The following is a 19,376-nucleotide window of genomic DNA, read 5'->3' as shown; positions in this document are numbered from 1 at the left end:
AAATGTTTGATGAACAACTCTGAAATCCTTGCCCTTGATGCTCGTGACATTGCTGCTGCCGTAGCCTCCGGTGCGCTCAGCACCCGTGCGGTCACGGAAGCCTATCTTGAACGCATTGCGGACAGAGACGGCCCGGTCATGGCGTGGCAGCATCTTGATGCCGCGCAGGCGCGCGCCGCTGCCGATGCGATGGATGCATCTGGAGCCAAGGGACCGCTGGCTGGCGTCCCGATTGGCGTTAAGGACGTCATCGACACCGCCGACATGCCCACGGGCTATGGCACGAGCATCTATGAGGGCTTTCAGCCGCCATGGGATGCGCCGGCCGTGCAGATCACCCGCAATGCAGGCGGTTTGATCCTGGGCAAAACGGTGAGCACGGAACTTGCCATGGCAAGCCCGAACAAGACCCGCAACCCGCACAATCCGGCCCATACGCCGGGCGGATCGTCATCCGGTTCCTGTGCTGCTGTTGCCGCTGGCATGGTGCCTCTGGCCTATGGCACGCAAACTTCCGGTTCGGTTATCCGCCCCGCAAGCTTTTGCGGTGTGACAGCCTTCAAGCCGACCTTCGGTGCGATCAACACGGTCGGGATCAAGGTGCTCTGCCATGGGCTGGATACGCTCGGCATTCTCAGCCGCAACATTGGCGATGCCGCCCATTGCGCCGCAGTGCTGACCGGTAAATCCGAACTCGCCGCCCTTACACCGCCAGCGCGCCCTCGCATCGGTGTCCTGCTCGGCACGCGACTTGAAAAGGCAGAAGCCTATGCGATCGACATCGTCAACCGGCTGGCTTCGCTTGCGGAAGCATCCGGTGCAGACGTAACCGTGCTGGCCGCTCCGTCCTGGTTTGACGGCATTTTCGACCTGCATGAAGCCGTCATGGGCTGGGAAGTCACCCAGTCGCTCGTCTCAGAGACCAGCCGCCATTGGGATCGGCTGACACCCGTTACCCGGGCCATGATGGAAGATCAGGGGCGCGTCGATGAAGCCCGCTATCGTGCCGCCATGGGTGAGATTCCGGGCATTCGCCTGATGATGGACGCGATCCTGTCGCGTTTCGATGCGGTGTTGACGCTTGCCGCTCCGGGCGAAGCGCCGGAAGGAACGCCAACTGGCGACCCGATTTTCAACCGGCTGTGGAGTGTCCTGCAAGTGCCGCTCATCTGCCTCCCCGCAGGCAAAGGCCCGAAGGGATTGCCAGTCGGTGTCCAGCTTGTCGGCGCGCGCGGCGCCGACCACCGGCTCGCCTCAGCGGCACTCTTTCTTGAAACCGTGCTTGCTGCAAAAGGAGGCACCCTATGATCCAGCCAGCCACCGATCAGCTGACCGATGATTTTCGCTCCGCCATGCGCCAGCTTGCGGCGACGGTGAACATCATCACCGCCGGTGAAGGGGATCAGCGGCGCGGCCTGACGGCAACTGCCGTCTGCTCCATGTCGCTGACGCCGCCTTCCATGCTTGTCTGCGTCAATCGCTTCGGCGAGGCGCACAAGGCGATCACCTCGGCGGGCAGCTTCTGCGTCAATATTCTCGCCGACCGCCAGCGTGAAGTCGCCATGCGTTTCGCAGGCCAGATCGGCCAGATGGGTGAAGACAAATTTGCGCCCTATCGCTGGACAAGCCTTGCGACAGGTGCTCCGGCTCTCGATGACGCCATGGCCAATCTCGATTGCGAGATCGCCACGGTTTCCGAGACGGATAGCCATTCGATTTTCATCGGTAATGTAAAGGCCATTCGCTTCGGACCCGAAACATCGCCGCTGCTGCACTACAACCGCAACTTTTTCACACTGGCAAACCAAAATGCACTTTAGAGCGGTCTCAGCAGAGGTTGAATCGTAATAACCGCTCTAGCCTTTTGTTTTGTCGCACATCTTATCCGAAAACCGCTTCGCACTTTTCGGGATGTGCTCTAGCAATCCGACAGAGTGGGAACCGGCTGCACCAGAATAAACACAATAACAAATAGATAGAGCACTTTCTTCATCGGGACTGGCCGACGTGCTCTCTGGTGCAGCCACAATGTCAAACGGGCAGACGCCCAATGGAGGTATCATATCATGTCAATCAGCGACGCTCAGTTCCTGAAGGGCTGGAGACAGGTGCTCGAAATGTGCAACCTGAAAGCTGGCGAACAGGTCACCATTCTGACGAGTGACGACAGCAACAAGCAGATCGCCTATATCGCCAAGCTTGCAGCTTCCGATCTTGGTGCGGTTGTTACCGAACTGAACCTTGCTCCGGTCAATGCTGAAAAAGCGATCTCGCCGGACAAGTCTGGCTATATCGGCAAGACGCCACTCGACGGCAATTCGGCAGCGCTGGCCTGCCTCATGGCGTCCGACATGGTCATCGACACATTGCAGCTTCTGTTTTCCAAGGAACAGGAAGAGGTATTGAAGACCGGCACGCGCATGCTGTTGGCGGTGGAACCACCGGCAATCATGATGCGCCAGATTCCACGCCCGGAAGACAAGCTGCGCGTTCTCGCTGCCGCCAAGAAGATCGGTGCGGCCAAGGAAATGCACGTGACCTCGAAAGCCGGTACGGATTTCCGCTGCCGCCTCGGGCAATATCCGGTTCTCACGCAATATGGTTTGGCCGATGAGCCGGGCCGCTGGGACCACTGGCCGAGCTGCTTTTCGGCTCGCTGGCCGGATGAAGGGAGTGCCGAAGGCACCATCGTCATCGACGAAGGCGACATCCTGCTGCCGTTCAAGAAATACGCACGCGCGCCGATTACGGTCACCATCGAAAAGGGCTTTATCGTCGATATCAAAGGCGGTTACGACGCCGAGTTCATGCGCAAGTTCATGGACAGCTTCAATGATCCCCGCGCCTATGCGATGGCCCATGTCGGCTGGGGCCTGGAAAACCGCGCCAACTGGACGGTGCTCGGCCTTTACAACCCTGAGGCCCAGCTCGGCATGGATGCGCGTTCCTTCGCAGGCAATTTCCTGTGGTCGTCGGGTCCGAATACCGAAGCAGGCGGTGATCGCGATACGCCGTGCCATCTCGATATTCCGCTGCGCAATTGCTCTGTCTCCCTCGATGGCGAAGTCATGACACTGGAAGGCGTCGTGGTTCCTGCGGATCAGAAGTAAGGCCATGGCACAATACGACGTGGCAATCATCGGCGCCGGCTCTGCTGGCGCCCTTCTCGCCGCACGGCTGAGCGAAGATTCGGCACGGCAAGTCGTGCTGATCGAGGCCGGTGGCGAGCCGACAGACCCCGATATCTGGAAACCGGCCATGTGGCCCGCGATCCAGCATCGCCCCTACGACTGGGACTATAATACCGTCCCGCAGCCAGGTGCTGCCGGTCGCAGTTTTGCTTGGGCGCGCGGCAAGGCGTTGGGCGGCTCCAGCCTGCTGCATGCCATGGGTTACATGCGCGGCCACCCCGCCGACTTTGCTGCATGGGCGGAAGCGACGGGCGATGAACGCTGGAGTTGGGAAGGCTTGCAGAAAGCCTTCATGGCAAATGAAGACCACGCACTGGGCGGCGATGGTATCCACGGCAGGGGCGGCCCGATGCCGGTATGGATACCGCACGAGGAGGTCAGCCCCCTGACCCGCGCCTTTATAGAAGCGGGTGCTGCACTTGGCCTGCCCCGCATTCCCGGTCACAGCAGCGGCCAGATGATTGGCGTCACGCCGAACTCGCTGATGATCCGCGATGGCCGACGCGTAACGGTCGCCGAAGCATGGCTGACACCAAGCGTACGCGCGCGTCCCAACCTGACGATACTGACAGGCACAAAGACCCGACATCTCAGTTTCTACAATGCTCGTGCCGCCGGTTTTGAGGTTATCGGCCCGCAAGGGCCTGCCACAATCACCGCTGACCAAATCATCCTTTCGGCGGGTTCGCTGGAAGGCCCCGCCCTTCTCATGCGTTCCGGCATTGGACCGGAAGACGTGTTGCATGAGGCTGGCGTGGCCTGCCGCATCAAAGCACCTGAACTGGGTCGCAATCTGATGGATCACCTGCTTGGCGCAGGCAATCTCTATGCTGCCAGACAAAAGCTGGCGCCATCCCGTCTGCAACATTCGGAGAGCATGGCCTATATGCGTGCCGATGGCACCGCGACGGACGGCCAGCCCGAAATCGTCGTCGGATGCGGTGTTGCGCCCATTGTGTCGGAACTTTTCACGGCGCCAGCACCGGGCAGCGCCTATTCCTTCCTGTTCGGCGTCACGCATCCCACAAGCCGTGGGGAAATACGCATAACTGGCGCAGGTCTGGACGATCCCCTTAGGATCGACCCGCAATATCTCCAGACCGAGAACGACCGGCGATTGTTTCGGGCGGCCCTCGCGGCAGCACGGGAGATCGGGCACCGCCCCGAACTGGATGAGTGGCGCGACCATGAAATTCTTCCCGGAGCTGTGGAAACCGAGGATGATATCGACGCCTTTATCGCCAAGGCTGCCATCACGCATCATCACCCATCGGGAACCTGTCGCACGGGCAAGGACGATGCCGCAGTGGTCGATCCCGATCTGCGGCTGAATGGGTTGGATAATGTCTATGTCGTGGATGGCTCTGTTCTGCCGAGCCTGACGGCTGGCCCCATTCATGCGGCCATTCAGGCCATCGCCGAACGCTTTGCCAGCGACTTCATCGGCAAGGCAAACTGATGGATTGGGCGCGCATGCGGCACCAGCCCGGCGCGCCTGTTCACGGCCCTCAAAATTACCGGCTCTGGTCCATCATGAATGACAATGAAACGCCCTGAAAAATAGGGGCGTTACTCGCCAGCAGCTTCCAGTTGCTGGCGCTTCTTTTTGCGGGATGACAGAACGGAATCACTTTGCCTGATCACGAGGTCAGCGCCGACGAGAACCTTAACCGCAGGCTGCTTGTCGGCCGCATTGATCAGATCGTCCAGTATCGACACCGCGACATTGCCGATCTTGCGCTTGGAAACGTCAACCGTGGTCAGCATCGGCTCCATGGTCGCGCTTTGCGGCAGATTGTCAAACCCGATCACCGAAACATCTTCCGGAATGCGGACGCCGCTTTCCTTCAACGCCCGGATGAAGCCATAGGCAATGATGTCATTGGTGCAGAAATAGCATTCAGCGAGATCGTGCCCGGATTTCAGCAATTCTCGCGTATCGCGATAGGCGCCTTCATAGGTCGATTCGACCGACAGGATATCCTCGGGCTGAACCTTGAGGTTGAGCCGCTGCATGTTCTTCACATAAGCTTCGCGGCGCAGACGGAAGTTCATCGTCTCGGTGGGGCTGGCGACAAAGCCGATCCGGGAAAAGCCGGACTGTTTGAAGTGCGACAGGACTTTAAAGACGGCGTCTTCATTGTTCATGTCCACGAAATTGGCCTCGACGACATCATAGAATGTGTCGATGAAAACCGTGGGCAGGCCCATGCCCTGTATCATGTGGATATCGACTGCCGACAATTCGGTGCCGAGCGCAATGACGCCACGAACCGGCGCGCCTGCGAGTGATTCCGCCACAGCGCTGACCGGCTGCCCTTCGAAGCTGGCAACCTCCAGCGTATAATTGCGGCGGGATGCTTCCGACGACATGCCGTCGATATAGTCCGAAACGAAGACGCTGTGATCACGATTGACCGTGCCGCCATGTTTGGAAATCTTCAGGAACCGGATGGTTTCGCCGGGTCCGCTGGTGCCATTGCCGGTTTTGGCGACGCGCGGCACATAGTTCAACCGCGATACAGCCTCAAGAACGCGTGCTCGTGTCTCACCTGAAATCTCGCCCTTGCCGTTGAGCACAAGCGAAACCGTGGCCGGAGAAACACCCGCATTCTCGGCAATATCCCTGATCGTAAAAGATTTCTTCTTTTTCATACGCTCCGCACGGCTGCCGTCATCAGCACGTCATTCCCCTTTTTGGCCGCTTCAGGCCTCACCCGCCCGACTGGCCCGCTTTGGCAGCGCCAGAATGACAGGCTGGATTCCTCTTCAATGCGTATCTTATTCGGAAATCTGCATCACGCCACTCAGAAAGCACGGCGATAAAACACTATTTGTTTAGTAAACACAACTGCCGTGTTTTAAAACGATTAAGCTGAAAACCTGCGCAAATCAACCAAAAATTAGGCAGGCTCCGCTTGACATCGCCGTTAGCAAGGCAATAGGTTTAGTGAAATAAATTTTTGTTTAGTAAACGCTGTAGGAGGAGACCATGCAGAGGACAAGCAACCCGCTTGCCATGCTTGTTGTCATTAATGTGGGATTGCTCGCTCTTGGCGCGTACATCTCCGGCGGGTCTTTTCTCTCCCTGTTCAACTTGCAGTCCATGGCTGGCCAGGTTCCTGAAATCGGCCTTCTTGCCATCGGCGTAATGCTGGCCATGTGCGCCGGCAACGGCGGCATCGACCTGTCGGGCATCGCGCTTGCCAATCTGGCAGGCGTGGTAGCAGCGGTTATCGCTTCGTCCTTCGTGTCCGCCTCCGTGAACCCGCTCGCCTTCAGCGTCGCATTCATCGTGCTTGCGCTGATCATCGGCCTTGCAGGCGGCATCATCAACGGCATCCTGATTGCGCGTTTCAACATAACGCCCATTCTCTGCACGCTTGGCACGCAGATGGCCTTCATGGGTCTTGCTGTCGTGGTTTCGGAAGGCCGCGCCGTCATGGTCGGCAGCCCCGACCTTCTGTCGCGCATCGGCAATGACATGTTCCTCGCTGTGCCGATCAGCTTCCTGATTTTCCTGGCGGTCGCCATTCTGATCGGCGCTGTGGTTCGCTTCACGCCTTTCGGCGCATGGCTGATGCTGATGGGCACCAATCCGAAGGCGGCTGTCTTCGCCGGGTTCCCCCGCGCCCGCGTTCTGATCGCAACCTACGCAACCAGTGGCCTTTTGGCTGGCATTGCAGGCGTGATCATCGCCGCACGCAACGTCAACGTGAAATATGATTATGGCAGCTCCTATCTGCTGGTCGCCATTCTCATCGTCGTTATGGCGGGTGTGAAGCCTGAAGGTGGTTACGGTCGCATCATCTGCGTGGTGCTGAGTGCCATCGCCTTGCAGCTCATGTCGAGCCTGCTGAATTTCGGTGGACTGTCCAACTTTGTCCGCGACTTCGCCTGGGGCCTGCTGCTGCTCGCATTCCTCGCTGTCGGACGATACGACGTCGCCAGTTTCTTTAACTTGGGCAATCGCACCAAGGCACCAATTGGTGCTCAACCCTCAAGCACCAAACCGTAATACTGAGGGACTCTTACTGAGGAGGAAGTCATGAAAGCTAAGACGAAGAAGCTGCTCGCTGGAACGCTCATTGCTGCCACTGCACTTGCAGGCGGCGCAGGCACGCTGGCCGCGCAGGACAAGCCGGTCATCGCAACCGTTGTCAAGATCAGCGGTATTCCGTGGTTCGACCGCATGAACACCGGCGTTGAAGCCTACCAGAAGGCCAACCCGGATGTGGTTGCAACCCAGAGCGGCCCGGCAACTGCCGACGCAGCACAGCAGCTTCAGATCGTTCAGGATCTGGTCGCCAAGGGCGTCAACGCGCTTGCCGTCGTTCCGATGGATCCGGCTGTTCTCGAAGGCACGTTCAAGCGCGCCATCGAACGCGGCATCGTTGTCGTGACCCACGAAGCCGACAACCAGATCAACACCATGGCCGACGTCGAAGCTTTCGACAACGCCGACTACGGCAAAGCCCTGAACGAACGCCTGGCACAGTGCATGGGCAAGAGCGGCAAGTGGACGACCTTCGTCGGCTCGCTCGGCAGCCGTACGCATATGCAGTGGGTTGGCTCGGCTGAAGAAAACGCCAAGCAGTATCCGGACATGCAGCTTGTCGATCCGAACAACGAATCCTTCGACGATGCCAACGGCACCTACGAAAAGGCCAAGGAAATCCTGCGTAAGCATCCTGACCTGAAGGGCTTCCAGAGCTCGGCTGGCAACGACGTTCTCGGCATTGGCCGCGCGATCGATGAAGCCGGTCTGAGCGGCAAGGTCTGCCTCGTCGGCACCGGCCTTCCGAACCCTTCGGCTGACCTTCTGGAATCCGGCGCCATCACGGCTATCGGCTTCTGGGATCCGCAGAAGGCTGGCATGGCGATGAATGCTGTTGCCAAGCTTCTTCTGGAAAAGAAGGAAGTCAAGGACGGTATCGACCTCGGCGTTGAAGGCTACAACAAGGTTTCGGTGAAGAAGGGTGCAGGCGAAGGCCTCCTCGTCATCGGCAACGGCATGGTTATTGCCGACAAGGATTCCTACAAGGAACACCTGTTCTAAGAAGCCTTAGAAGATCCGACTGCTAGTGGTGTGGATTCCGTTCACCCCCGCCATATAGCGTCAAAGCCTGGATGCTTTCCGCGAATGGAAAGCATCCGGGCAACCAACCCCGGTTGATTTTAGTGCTTTAATGCCGCCAACCAGCCGACAGCGGAACCGTTGCGCGCAAGCGCGATGATGCGTTGTGGCAGAGGAATTAACGTGTCAACTACGATGAACAATAAGACGGAAAACGGCCGGACACCGGAGCGTTTTCTCGAATTGCGCAACATCCACAAGCGGTTCGGCGGCGTGCATGCATTGCGCGGCATCGACCTCACGCTCAATCTCGGAGAGGCCTATCACCTTCTCGGCGAGAATGGATGCGGCAAGAGCACCGTCATCAAGATCATGTCCGGCGCGCATGGTCCGAGCGAGGGTGAAATTGTTCTCAATGGCAAGACCTATAAAGAACTCGATCCGATCCAGTCGCTGGCTGCGGGCATCGAGACTGTCTATCAGGACCTTTCGCTGATCCCCAACCTCACGGTTGCCGAAAACGTCGCGCTTAATCAGCAGCTCGTCGAAGGCAATGGCAAGCTGTTGCGCCGCTTCGACCGCACCAAGCTGCGTCAGACGGCGGAACGTGCGCTGAGCACTGTCGGTCTGCCGACGGACCGCGCATTCCTGAACACCATCGTTTCCGAACTGCCGCTTGCCATGCGCCAGCTGGTCGCCATTTCCCGTGCGATCGCGACGAGCGCCAAGCTTGTCATCATGGATGAGCCGACCACGTCGCTGACGCGCCGCGAAGTCGATAACCTCATCGAAGTCGTCAATCGCCTGCGTGCAGACAATGTCGCCGTCCTCTTCGTGACCCACAAGCTCGATGAATGCTACCGCATCGGCGGCAACGCCGTCGTCTTCCGCGATGGCCAATGCGTGGCGCAGGGGCCGATTGAAAACTACACCAAGAAGCAGCTTTCCGAGCTGATGATCGGCCGCGAAATCGACGCCGAGCGCTATCGCACCGGTACGCCGGGCGATGCGGAACTACTGAAGCTGGACGGCCTGTCGTCGCCGGACTTCAAGAATATCAACCTGTCACTCCGCAAGGGTGAAGTGCTCGGCATTACAGGTCTGGCCGATTCAGGCCGCAACGAGCTGGCGATGGCGATCACTGGCGTTGATCCGGCATCCAATGGCGCGATCACGCTCGAAGGCCGCAAGATCAACGTCAAGAGCCCTGCCGAAGCCATTGAACTCGGTATTGGTTACGTGCCGGAAGATCGTCTCGCAGAGGGACTGTTCCTCGACAAATCGATTTTCGAAAACGAAGTTGCGCTGATCCTGACCCGCCTCAGCAACAGCCTCGGCGTCATCAACCAGAAGAAGGGCCGCGAAATCGCCGCCTCGCTGATGGAGCAGATGCGCCTCAACACCAAGAACCTGGATCTGCCGGTCGGCGCCCTTTCGGGCGGCAATCAGCAGCGCGTTCTCATCGGTCGCTGGCTCAGCATCGGTCCGAAGCTCCTCGTGCTGCACGGCCCGACTGTGGGCGTCGATGTCGGATCGAAGGATACGATCTACCGTGCCATCCAGACACTGGCCGAAGCGGGCATGGGCCTCATTATCGTCAGCGATGACCTGCCGGAACTGCTGCAAAACGCCGACCGCATTCTCGTCATGAATGCGGGAAGCATCGTCAAGGAATTTGACGCCGCCGAGGCGACGGAAGACCAGCTCTACCAAGCCATGATGTCGTCCCAAAAAGAAAAATTCCCAGAGGAACTACCGCAATGAGCGCGTCGCAATATCAGCAGGAACTGGGCCAGACCCGATCCTTCAAGCTGGGTGACTTCATTCGCAGGCGCCCTGAATCCATCACCTTCTTTCTTCTGGTCGCGATCTGTGTGATCGTGTCGATCATCAATCCTGCATTCCTGCAGGCTTCGACACTGATCGATATCGGTCGCGCCAGTGTCGTGATGGGCCTTTTCGCGCTTGGCGTCTTCATCATTCTCGCCGCTGGCGGCATCGACGTATCGTTTACGGCCATTGCCGCCTGTACGGTCTATTCGCTGACCTTGCTGGTGCAGGCCTATATGCCGACGCTTCCCATCGTCTTCGTCATCCTGATGGCGATTGCCGGCGGTGTCTTTCTCGGCCTGATCAACGGCGTTCTGGTGCATAGTCTGAAAGTTCCGTCGCTGATCGTCACCATCGGCACGCAATATCTGTTCCGTGGCTTCCTGCTGGCTTTTGTCGGCACGGTCTGGATCATGTCGCTGCCGCCAACGATGGGCGCTTTTGGCCGCCTGCCCCTGTTCCAGTTCGAATCCGCCAACGGCGCAACCATCACCATGCCGTTCTACTTCCTGATCCTGCCAGCCGCAGCGATCCTGACCTGGTGGATATTGAACCGCACATTGATGGGCCGCGCCATTTTCGCCATGGGTGGCAACAGCCAGATCGCAAGCCGCCTTGGTTATAATCTGCGCACCATTCATCTGTTCCTGTTCGGATATGCCGGTGGTCTCGCCGGTCTTGCAGGCATCATCCATGTTTGCGCCAACCGTCAGTCGAGCCCATTCGACTTTGTCGGAACCGAAATCAGCGTCATTGCTGCTGTGGTTCTGGGCGGCGCACGTATTACCGGCGGCACGGGCAGCGTTTTCGGTACCATTCTGGGTGTTCTGCTCATCACCGTCATCAACAGCGTTCTGGTCCTGGTCGGTATTCCCAGCACGTGGCAGCGTCTCGTCGTCGGCTGCTTCATTCTTCTGGCCGCCGCCTTCTTCGTCACCCAGCAACGCAAGAAATAACCCGATAATCTCAAGAGGAAATCATGAAGAAGTTCCTGAACGATCCAGTCAATTTCGTTGATGAGATGCTGGAAGGCATCTATCGGGCCCATCCCGAACTGACCTTTGTCAACGACGACAAGCGCTGCATGGTCACTGCCAAGCCGAAGGCTGGCAAGGTCGGCATCGCAACCGGCGGCGGCTCGGGCCACCTGCCGACATTCCTCGGCTATATCGGCGAGAACATGATCGACGGCGCAGCCGTCGGCGGTGTGTTCCAGTCGCCAAGTGCTGAACAAATGTATCAGGTCACCAAGGCTATCGATCAGGGCGCAGGCGTGCTCTACATCTATGGCAACTACACGGGCGACATCATCAATTTCGACATGGCTGCCGAACTGGCCGATCTCGACGGCATCACCGTCAAGCAGGTTGTCGGCAATGACGACGTCGCCTCGTCGGTTGTTGGTGAAGAACACAAGCGCCGCGGCGTTGCAGGCATTTTCTTCATCTACAAGGCAGCCGGTGCAGCAGCAGCCAACGGCCTGTCGCTCGACGAAGTGACCCGTCTCGCCGACAAGGCTCGCCTGCGCACCCGCACGATGGGCGTTGCCCTGTCGAGCTGCGTTGTGCCGGAAATCGGCCATGCAACCTTCTCCATCGGCGACGATGAAATGGAAATCGGCATGGGCATCCATGGCGAGCCGGGCATCAGCCGCACCAAGCTTGCTCCGGCAGACTCCGTTGTCGATCAGCTTCTGGGCCGCATCTTCGCCGAACAGGATTATGCCAAGGGCGATGAAGTTGCCATTCTGCTGAATGGTCTCGGCGGCACGCCGCTGGAAGAACTTTATATCATGTTCCGCCGCGTGGCGCAGCTCTTCGACGAGCGTGGCGTCAAGGTAAAGCATATCTGGATCGGCGAATTCGCCACCGCCATGGAAATGGCCGGTGCTTCGATCTCCGTGCTGCATCTCGACGACGAACTGGAGCCGCTTATCGCTGCTTCGGCGAACACGCCGTTCTTCAAGCATATTGCCGGTTGAGGTGACGCCATGAACACCATCAAGGCTTCCGATCTCATCAATCTGTTCGACAGCTGGAAACAGCTCTTCGCAGAACAGCGCGAATTCCTGATCTCGCTCGACGGCAAGGTTGGCGATAGCGATCTGGGCATCACCATGAGCAAGGCTTTCGCAGCCGCTGCTGAAGCAACCGCCGAAGAAGGCGAAGCTGCTGGTATTGCCAAGCTGCTGCGTCTGGCCGGCGCCACTATGGCCCGCGTCGCTCCGTCCACCATGGGCACGCTGACGGCAACGGGTTTCCTGCGTGCAAGCAAGGCCTGCGAAGGCGTTGACGCGATTGGCACTGCCGAAATGGCGGCCTTCTGGCGCGCCTATCGCGACGGTGTTGCAGAACGTGGCAAGGCCAAGGTTGGCGACAAGACCCTGCTTGACGTCCTCGACCCGATTGCTGTCACGCTTGAAGCTCAGGCTGCTGCGGGTGCTTCCCTGCCCGACGCACTGGCTGCTACAGCCAAGGCTGCCGAAGACGCGCTGGAAGCAACCAAGTCTCTGGTTGCCCAGCATGGCAAGGCTGCAGCCTTCCAGGAAAAGACCATTGGTCTTCAAGACGCTGGCGCCACTGTCGGCACCTTCCTGATCGTCAGAATGTCGGAGTTCGTATCAGCTCATTCCTGATACGTCTCCACACATGTCGAAGGCCGGAAGCCCGCCAGGTTCCGGCCTTCGATGCTTTTTAGAGATAGGCCAGCGCCACAATTTTCGGCGCGCAGCAAAAAACGACCCGGACATTTCTGCCCGTCGTGGTGCGCGCATGGCCGTGCTGAAGATCGACGATGATATCGTCATAGTTCAATATCATGCGGTCCAGCGGATAGACGACCTTATAGACCGCCTCCTTGGCGCAAAACAGAATACGATCTGTATCGCCCGTGCCCTCTGGTAACCGGTCGCCCGGCTGTTTCACCAACGCGGCAATATCCTCCGGCAGCGCAATAGCCGGTTCCACATCAATCCCGACTGAGAGAAAAACGGCGCTGCTTGCCACAGCAGCAACAGCCATATCGTCATCATGAGCGAGGGAGCCGACAATGCCCGATGGCCAGATTGGCTCGCCCGAAGCGCCGCGCAAAATCGCAAAGTCGCCCCTGCCGTGCTCTTTGAGCAATTCCCGCGCTGCAAGGCGTGCCGCGCCGCTGGCGCGACGACGAACCGGATTTCGTGCCGGAAGCGTAGCAGTCTCATCACCCAGTAAGCGGGTTTCATCCCCGTCCTGAATGACCCGGCAAGCGGTTGAAATGCCCTTGGGCGCGATTGCGCGCATGGCTTCGTTCAGCGCCTTTTCCAAAAGCGACGTTTCGGAAAAGCCGGACTGAGGTTCTGCCATATCGGTATTCTCACCCGCGAAGATCAAGATGGGCGATCATCTCACCGTCTTCGTCGAGACCGTCTTCAACAAAGCCCGCCTTGGCATAAAGCTGGCGCGCGCCTTCGTTTTCCGGCTCGTAGCAGATGGAAACGCGGCGAATGTGATCGAGCGCCTTTATCTCGGCCAGGACCAGCTGCAATGCAGCCTTTCCGTAACCGCGCCCCTGAAAAGCGCGGTCAATCATGAAGCGATAAATCTGCGCATTGTCGTCATCGCTCGTCGCATCATACATGAGGAAGCCGACCAACGCGCCGCCTGCAAAAACAGCGCGTGGCCGGGCATCCTCATCTTCATCTGCCTCTTCCAGCGAGCTGGCATTATCCGCGACAAGGTTTTCCTGTCCCGGTGCCAGCTCCAGCGCTGCAATCCGTGACCGCAAGTCATCCGTTACGGATTGCAGCCGGATATCACTGGTGCTGGAAGTCGGATCGGTCAAGCGGAGGCCCCCACCGGACGAAGAGCAGCAGAACCCGCTGCCTGCTTGACATTGGCCAGTACTGTTCCATCTTGCGTCACCGGGACGACAAAACGGTTGAGCTTGGCCGGATTGCCACGCCAGACAGAATAAGGCTCAAGCACCTCGCCCTTCATGACGAAGGAATCGACATCAACGATGGAGCCGTCGCCCATCACCACGCCATAATGCACGAATGCCGATGGTCCGAGTGTGCAGCCATTGCCGATACGGATGAAGTCGGACTTGAAAGCGCCTTCTTCCAGCGAATGCGGCTGGATTACGCAACCTTCATTCAAGGTCGCATCGTCGCCGATTTCGACCAGCGAACGCTCGGTCAGATTGGCGCCGCCATCATAGACGCGGCGACCGACCTTCACGCCAAGGCAACGCAGGATCATCGGACGGAACGGTGTCCCGGCGAAGAGCTGCGTAATCGGCGAATCCGACAGTTTCCAATGGCGCTCATGTCGCCAGAAGGCCTCATCATAGATCGTCGTCATGCGCGGCTTAAGCTTACCGAAGCCCAGCGAAAGCCGTTCGATGAATATATAGAACGGTATCGCAATGCCTGCCGTCAGAACCACGGCCACGAACAGCGCGTTATATTTCCAGTCGTCGTAGTAGTTCAGCGCGCGGTCCCAGATTGCCAGCGTGGCAAACAGCATCAGCCATTGTTCCGCAAGGAACATCAGTCCGGTGCGGAAATTGTGGAAGTTCTTGCGACGCAAACGACGCAGGCGATCATCTTCGTCGATATTGGCAATCAGTTCCTTATCGCGATTGACCATGCGCGGGATTTCAAAGCAAGGCGAACCCAGAAGCCCCACATTCTCACGCACTGGCCCCTCGATCGGAACCATAACCTTGGTGCCCAGCAGGCAGTTTTCCCCGGTTCGTCCATCGGACGGATAGAAGATATTATTGCCGAAATAGTTCCGCTCACCGACCTTCGTGTGTTCCAGCCGGAACGTAGCCGCCGATTTATGCGTGTTGATCATGAACAGACCATCCGACACCATGGTCTGGCTGCCGATTTCGCACAGAAGCGGGTTTTCATGCTGCTGGTTGGTGCCGAAATTGGACCCGGTCTGTACAACCTTGTTCAGGTTCCAGCCGATAGCCCGCATATAGTGCACCACCGCCGAGCTATCGCCGAACAGCAGATTGAGAAGGCGCGAATTGCTGGCCAGCTCCACCATCGACTGAAGCCAGTAATGGAAGCCGTAAAGCGTATAGGTGCGGTTTGGCTTCAGGAACAGGCTGGCCAATCGCGGAACTGCAACCGCGGCGATAAACGCGGCTGCCAACGCGCCGAACAATGTAACAGTCGTGCCGATTGCCACGATGCCGATGGTTTCCTGATAGTCGTCGCTGACATTCTGCCAGTAGCTGTGGAACAGAAACGGGAACGGCGTGACCAGCATGAACAGCCCGACCAGCTGCACGATCTCGAAGATGATGCGGCGGGTTTTGGAAAGCGTGATGCTGCGCACCTTGCAATAGTCCGCCGTGGTCGGCGCGGCAGGCGAGCCATGCCAATGTTCGCCATCCGGGATGCTTTGACCGCGCTGCAACGACGACGCGTGGCCGAGCTGCGCTCCATTACCGATCCGGGTGTCGATATCGATGGTCGAACCGACGCCCACAAAAGCGCCATCGCCAATGGTGATGCTGCCCGTGTGGATATAACCGCTTTCGGCCTTGAACCCGAGAATATTGGATTCCCGGCGCAGAATGGAATTCTCGCCGATGGAAATCAGGTCCGTGCAGACCGGAATTGCCCGGCATTCAATGGCCGTGTTGCGTCCGAGTTTTGCGCCTAGAAGCCGCAGATAGAGGCTATAGAGCGGATTGCCGCGGAACAGGACAACCGGCGCGGTGCGGATCAGCGTCTTGACCACCCAGAAGCGATAGTAACGCAAGCCCCAGATCGGGAAGCTCTCCGTCTTCCAGCGGCCGATCAGCACCCATTTTGCAACGATGGCAAAACCGGTCGTCGCGAAGAAGCTTGCCGCCGCCAGCACAACGCAGCGGAAGTAAAGCTGAAGCGGATTGTCGAGCGCGTCGTAGACCCAGTCTAGACCACCATCGAAGAAAACCAGCGCGATATAAGCATAGACTGCATAGAAGGCGAGCTGTGCAACGCCGCACGCCCAGTAAGCGAAATTGGATGCCTTATGGGTAAGTTGACGCTCGACCATAGCCGCCGTTTTCTGCTGCGGCGCATGCAAATGCGTCGCCAGACTTGCGATTGTCGGATGCAGGTAGATATCCCGCATCGATGCCGTTTCCCAGCCCTGCGCCGTGCGCACACGGGCGCAGAAACGCGCCATGAGCAGGGAATTCGCGCCCAGATCGTCGAAGAAATGATCCTCGACCGAAACTTCGTCCAGATTGAGCACTTCCGCCAACGCATCCGCCATGAAGCGTTGATCGTCATTGCTCGGCGGCACGATTTCCCGTTCCGCTGACAGACGAACATTGGTCGGCTTCGGCAGGCGCTTCAGATCGGCCTTGTTGGAGACCGTCATCGGAATGGCGGCCAGCTCTTCGAGATAGGCCGGAACCATGTAGGATGGCAGACGGCGCTTCAGCTCGCGCGCAATATCGGCGCGCTGCAACGGCGGCACGCCCGATTTCGGCGCATAATAGGCAACCAGTTCCACCCGGCCCGGCTCGATTTCCCAGGTGGTGACGGCGGCCTGTGCAACACCCGGCTGATCGAGCAGAACGGCTTCGATCTCGCCAAGCTCGATGCGATAGCCGCGAATCTTCACCTGCGTGTCGATACGCCCGTGATACTCGATCTCGCCCGCAGCATTGATGCGACCCAGATCGCCCGTGCGGTAGATACGCGCGGACGGGTTGTTGGGCAGGCCGATAAAGTCGGGAATGAACTTCTGGTCGGTCAGATCCTGCCGATTGAGATAACCGACAGCAAGGCCGATACCGGCGATACCAATTTCGCCCAGCTCATCCGGGTCGGTCAGCTTCGATTCCGTCGGCTCGATGATGACAATCGAATAGGTCGGCAGCGGCGCACCAATGGTCACCGGTTTGTCAGGCGTCAGAACACCCATCGTCGCAGTCACGGTCGCTTCCGTCGGACCATAGGTGTTGAGGAGCAGTCGACCCGGCTTTGTCCAGCGCGTTACCAGATTGAGCGGGCAGGCCTCGCCACCCACCATCAGGAGGCGCAGCTTCGGCACATCCGTTTCAATGGAAGACAGCAGCGTAGGGCTGCACGCCATGCAGTTGATGTCATTCGTCCGCAGGAAATCGGCGAGTTCTTCACCCACCAGCGTCATCGGCCCCGGCGCAGGCACGACGGTAGCGCCTGCTGTAAACGGCACCCAATATTCTTCCGCCGAGAAGTCGAAGGCGATGGTCATACCGTGATAAACACGGTCCCCCGGCTTGTAGCCGTAGGACATCGCCGCAACACGCAGGAAATTGCAGAAGCTCTGATGCAGGATCGCGACGCCTTTCGGCCTGCCGGTCGTTCCTGACGTATAGAGAATATAGCAGATCTGGTCAGGGTTGGCGGCTCTGGCGTCCTTGTCCAGCGGTGCGACCGATTGCCTGGAAATTTCCGCGCCCGCGCCATCGATCAGCACATGCGGCACAGGCATCTGTTCGACGCGGGCCGTATAGGCCTCCAGCGAAATGACGAGCCGGACATTGGCATCCTCGATGATGAGGGCCATGCGATCTTCCGGAAAAGCGGTTGCCAGCGGCACATAGGCCGCGCCCGCCTTCATGACAGCGAGCAGCGCAATATAGGTATCGGCGGAGCGGTCGAGCAGCAGGCCGATGCGGTCGCCCGGACGAACGCCGCGTTCGATCAGCAGCCGCGCAAACTGATTGGCGCGGTTGTCGAGTTCCCGATAGGTCCAGTTACGCCCGTCTGAGACAACAGCGACAGAATCCGAAAACCTGTCGGCCAGTTGCTCAAAAAACAGGTCCAGCCGCTCGCCCGGTTTTCCAGGCTCGGCGAAATCGGCACCAGTCAGAATCTGCCCGTGAGCGGAAAGACGATTCGTCCCGCCCTGCGCCCCTTGTGCCTGCGCATCATCGATGGGCAGACCATTATCGCTTGTTGTCGCTGCGGCCTCGCCGTGTCCAGCGCCACGATTTTCATAGTTCATTTTCAACACTCACTGACCAAAGGTCGAGCATCAACGGGCAATTATACGCGTTAGGCGGCACGCTTGCCTGCAATGAGGCATAATCTGTCGTCGAACCGTTCACTGCGGGTGAAGAAGACCGCTATTGGCGCAGGCCACTACTCAAACTGGTGAAAATAAGAAAGTGAATTATTTTTATTTTAGCTGTTCATCTATCAGTGTTGCAAAACTAGCATACAACGCTGGCCAGATCATCCGCTTTTAGTTCCTATCCACCGCTCTTGCAATCCTTTGCCGGCCACGGTTAACTGCCTAAATGGCGTTTACATTAAGGCAGTTACAGTATTTCGTTGCAGTTGCTGAGCAAGGGTCTGTCACCCGTGCGGCGCAAAAGCTGTCGATTTCGCAATCTTCGGTCACGGAAGCGATCAAGGAACTGGAAACCGACCTGAATGTCGAGCTTTTCGAGCGCCATCCCCGTGGTCTGACAGTGACGCATAACGGCCACCAGTTTCTCCGCCATGCCACAAAGATTCTGACCGGCGTATCGGACGCCCGACGCTCCTTCGCCGACCAGCGCATTCAGGAGAAGGGCAAGCTCAATCTGGGTGTCACCTCGCTGGTGGCGGGTTATGTGCTGTCCGACCTGCTCGCCCGCTATCGCCGCGCCTTTCCCGGCGTTGAAATCAGCGCCATCGAAGACAATGGCTCCTATCTGGAACATTTGCTGGTCGGCGGCGAGCTGGACGTGGCGGTGATGGTGATTTCCAACCTGCGCGACCGCATGGCGCTGCACGCGGAAATTCTCGAAACCTCGCCCTATCGGCTGTGGTTACCCCTCGGCCATGAACTCGTCTCCATCGACAGCATTTCAGTGAGCGATATCGCGAAAGAACCGCTGATCATGCTGACCGTGGATGAAATCGAGGAAAACACCGGTAAGCTTCTGGCCGCTCTCGGTGCGCGCCCGCATGTGGCTTTCCGCACGCGTTCAGTGGAAGCCGTGCGCAGCCTCGTCGCCACGGGTGCGGGAATAGCTCTCCTCCCCGATCTCGTCTATCGCCCTTGGTCATTGGAGGGTGACCGGATCGAAAGCCGCGATGTTTCAGGATCGCTGCCCGTCGTGCAGATCGGCATGGCCTGGCGCAAGGGGTCCAGCCTGCCCCAATCCGCGCGGGACTTTATCGGCATTGCCGAGGCTGCCCGCTCTGGCCGACTACGTTAGCACAACAGTTGCATTCTTCGTGATGCCGGGCTGCAACGAGCAATTTTCTGTGCTCCGGTGCTCACGTACCTCTATGTACGCTC

15 protein-coding genes are annotated in these 19,376 nt (G+C 58.5%); 11 read left to right on the top strand and 4 right to left on the bottom strand.

Annotated elements, in window-relative coordinates; translation table 11 throughout:
- Nucleotides 1–9: 9 nt before the first annotated feature.
- The 4 genes from FGI60_RS01670 to FGI60_RS01655 all read left to right on the top strand — a co-directional run bounded on the left by FGI60_RS01670 (nucleotide 10) and on the right by FGI60_RS01655 (nucleotide 4,650).
- Nucleotides 10–1,308 carry an amidase gene (locus tag FGI60_RS01670; protein WP_138783644.1) on the top strand — a complete coding sequence of 433 codons (1,299 nt, stop codon included), beginning with the start codon at nucleotides 10–12 and terminating at the stop codon, nucleotides 1,306–1,308.
- Nucleotides 1,305–1,820, top strand: a complete 516-nt coding sequence (locus tag FGI60_RS01665; protein ID WP_138783643.1) for a flavin reductase family protein — start codon at nucleotides 1,305–1,307, stop codon at nucleotides 1,818–1,820. The genes FGI60_RS01670 and FGI60_RS01665 overlap by 4 nt, the downstream gene beginning before the upstream one ends.
- 246 nt (nucleotides 1,821–2,066) lie before the next feature.
- Complete coding sequence (locus FGI60_RS01660; protein ID WP_078339159.1) at nucleotides 2,067–3,110, top strand: M29 family metallopeptidase; 1,044 nt, start codon at nucleotides 2,067–2,069, stop codon at nucleotides 3,108–3,110.
- 4 nt (nucleotides 3,111–3,114) lie between these two features.
- Complete coding sequence (locus tag FGI60_RS01655) at nucleotides 3,115–4,650, top strand: GMC family oxidoreductase (protein WP_138783642.1); 1,536 nt, start codon at nucleotides 3,115–3,117, stop codon at nucleotides 4,648–4,650.
- Between the two features lie 110 nt (nucleotides 4,651–4,760).
- Here the strand turns inward: FGI60_RS01655 and FGI60_RS01650 are convergent, their stop codons facing one another.
- Nucleotides 4,761–5,846 carry a LacI family DNA-binding transcriptional regulator gene (locus tag FGI60_RS01650; RefSeq protein ID WP_138783641.1) on the bottom strand — a complete coding sequence of 362 codons (1,086 nt, stop codon included), beginning with the start codon at nucleotides 5,844–5,846 and terminating at the stop codon, nucleotides 4,761–4,763.
- A gap of 337 nt (nucleotides 5,847–6,183) precedes the next feature.
- Here FGI60_RS01650 and FGI60_RS01645 point away from each other — a divergent pair, with 337 nt between their 5' ends.
- From FGI60_RS01645 to FGI60_RS01620, 6 genes are all read left to right on the top strand, one after another.
- Nucleotides 6,184–7,209, top strand: a complete 1,026-nt coding sequence (locus tag FGI60_RS01645; RefSeq protein WP_138783640.1) for an ABC transporter permease — start codon at nucleotides 6,184–6,186, stop codon at nucleotides 7,207–7,209.
- A 30-nt stretch (nucleotides 7,210–7,239) separates the two neighbouring features.
- On the top strand, nucleotides 7,240–8,250 hold the full coding sequence (locus tag FGI60_RS01640) for a substrate-binding domain-containing protein (protein WP_078339163.1): 1,011 nt from the start codon (nucleotides 7,240–7,242) through the stop codon (nucleotides 8,248–8,250).
- 213 nt (nucleotides 8,251–8,463) lie between these two features.
- Complete coding sequence (locus FGI60_RS01635; protein ID WP_138783639.1) at nucleotides 8,464–10,032, top strand: sugar ABC transporter ATP-binding protein; 1,569 nt, start codon at nucleotides 8,464–8,466, stop codon at nucleotides 10,030–10,032.
- Nucleotides 10,029–11,054, top strand: a complete 1,026-nt coding sequence (locus tag FGI60_RS01630; RefSeq protein ID WP_138783638.1) for an ABC transporter permease — start codon at nucleotides 10,029–10,031, stop codon at nucleotides 11,052–11,054. Before FGI60_RS01635 ends, FGI60_RS01630 begins: the two co-directional genes overlap by 4 nt.
- 23 nt (nucleotides 11,055–11,077) lie before the next feature.
- Nucleotides 11,078–12,079: a dihydroxyacetone kinase subunit DhaK gene (locus tag FGI60_RS01625; RefSeq protein ID WP_078339167.1), complete on the top strand. Its 1,002-nt coding sequence runs from the start codon at nucleotides 11,078–11,080 to the stop codon at nucleotides 12,077–12,079.
- A gap of 9 nt (nucleotides 12,080–12,088) precedes the next feature.
- Nucleotides 12,089–12,733, top strand: a complete 645-nt coding sequence (locus FGI60_RS01620; protein ID WP_138783637.1) for a dihydroxyacetone kinase family protein — start codon at nucleotides 12,089–12,091, stop codon at nucleotides 12,731–12,733.
- A gap of 58 nt (nucleotides 12,734–12,791) precedes the next feature.
- Here the strand turns inward: FGI60_RS01620 and FGI60_RS01615 are convergent, their stop codons facing one another.
- The 3 genes from FGI60_RS01615 to FGI60_RS01605 are packed head-to-tail and all read right to left on the bottom strand — an operon-like array spanning nucleotide 12,792 to nucleotide 18,089.
- Nucleotides 12,792–13,442, bottom strand: coding sequence for a 4'-phosphopantetheinyl transferase family protein (locus FGI60_RS01615; protein ID WP_138783636.1), 651 nt, complete (start codon nucleotides 13,440–13,442; stop codon nucleotides 12,792–12,794).
- 10 nt (nucleotides 13,443–13,452) lie between these two features.
- Complete coding sequence (locus tag FGI60_RS01610) at nucleotides 13,453–13,920, bottom strand: GNAT family N-acetyltransferase (protein ID WP_138783635.1); 468 nt, start codon at nucleotides 13,918–13,920, stop codon at nucleotides 13,453–13,455.
- Nucleotides 13,917–18,089, bottom strand: a complete 4,173-nt coding sequence (locus FGI60_RS01605) for a Pls/PosA family non-ribosomal peptide synthetase (RefSeq protein ID WP_138783634.1) — start codon at nucleotides 18,087–18,089, stop codon at nucleotides 13,917–13,919. The genes FGI60_RS01610 and FGI60_RS01605 overlap by 4 nt, the downstream gene beginning before the upstream one ends.
- A 295-nt stretch (nucleotides 18,090–18,384) precedes the next feature.
- Between FGI60_RS01605 and FGI60_RS01600 the strand changes: the two genes are divergently transcribed.
- On the top strand, nucleotides 18,385–19,293 hold the full coding sequence (locus FGI60_RS01600) for a LysR family transcriptional regulator (protein ID WP_138783633.1): 909 nt from the start codon (nucleotides 18,385–18,387) through the stop codon (nucleotides 19,291–19,293).
- The last annotated feature ends 83 nt before the right edge of the window (nucleotides 19,294–19,376 follow it).

The sequence above is a fragment of the Brucella haematophila genome (assembly GCF_005938105.1).
GTDB classification, from domain to species: Bacteria; Pseudomonadota; Alphaproteobacteria; order Rhizobiales; family Rhizobiaceae; genus Brucella; species Brucella haematophila.
The sequence above is the reverse complement of the archived record's forward strand: the minus strand, read 5'-3'. Positions and strand labels throughout refer to the sequence as shown.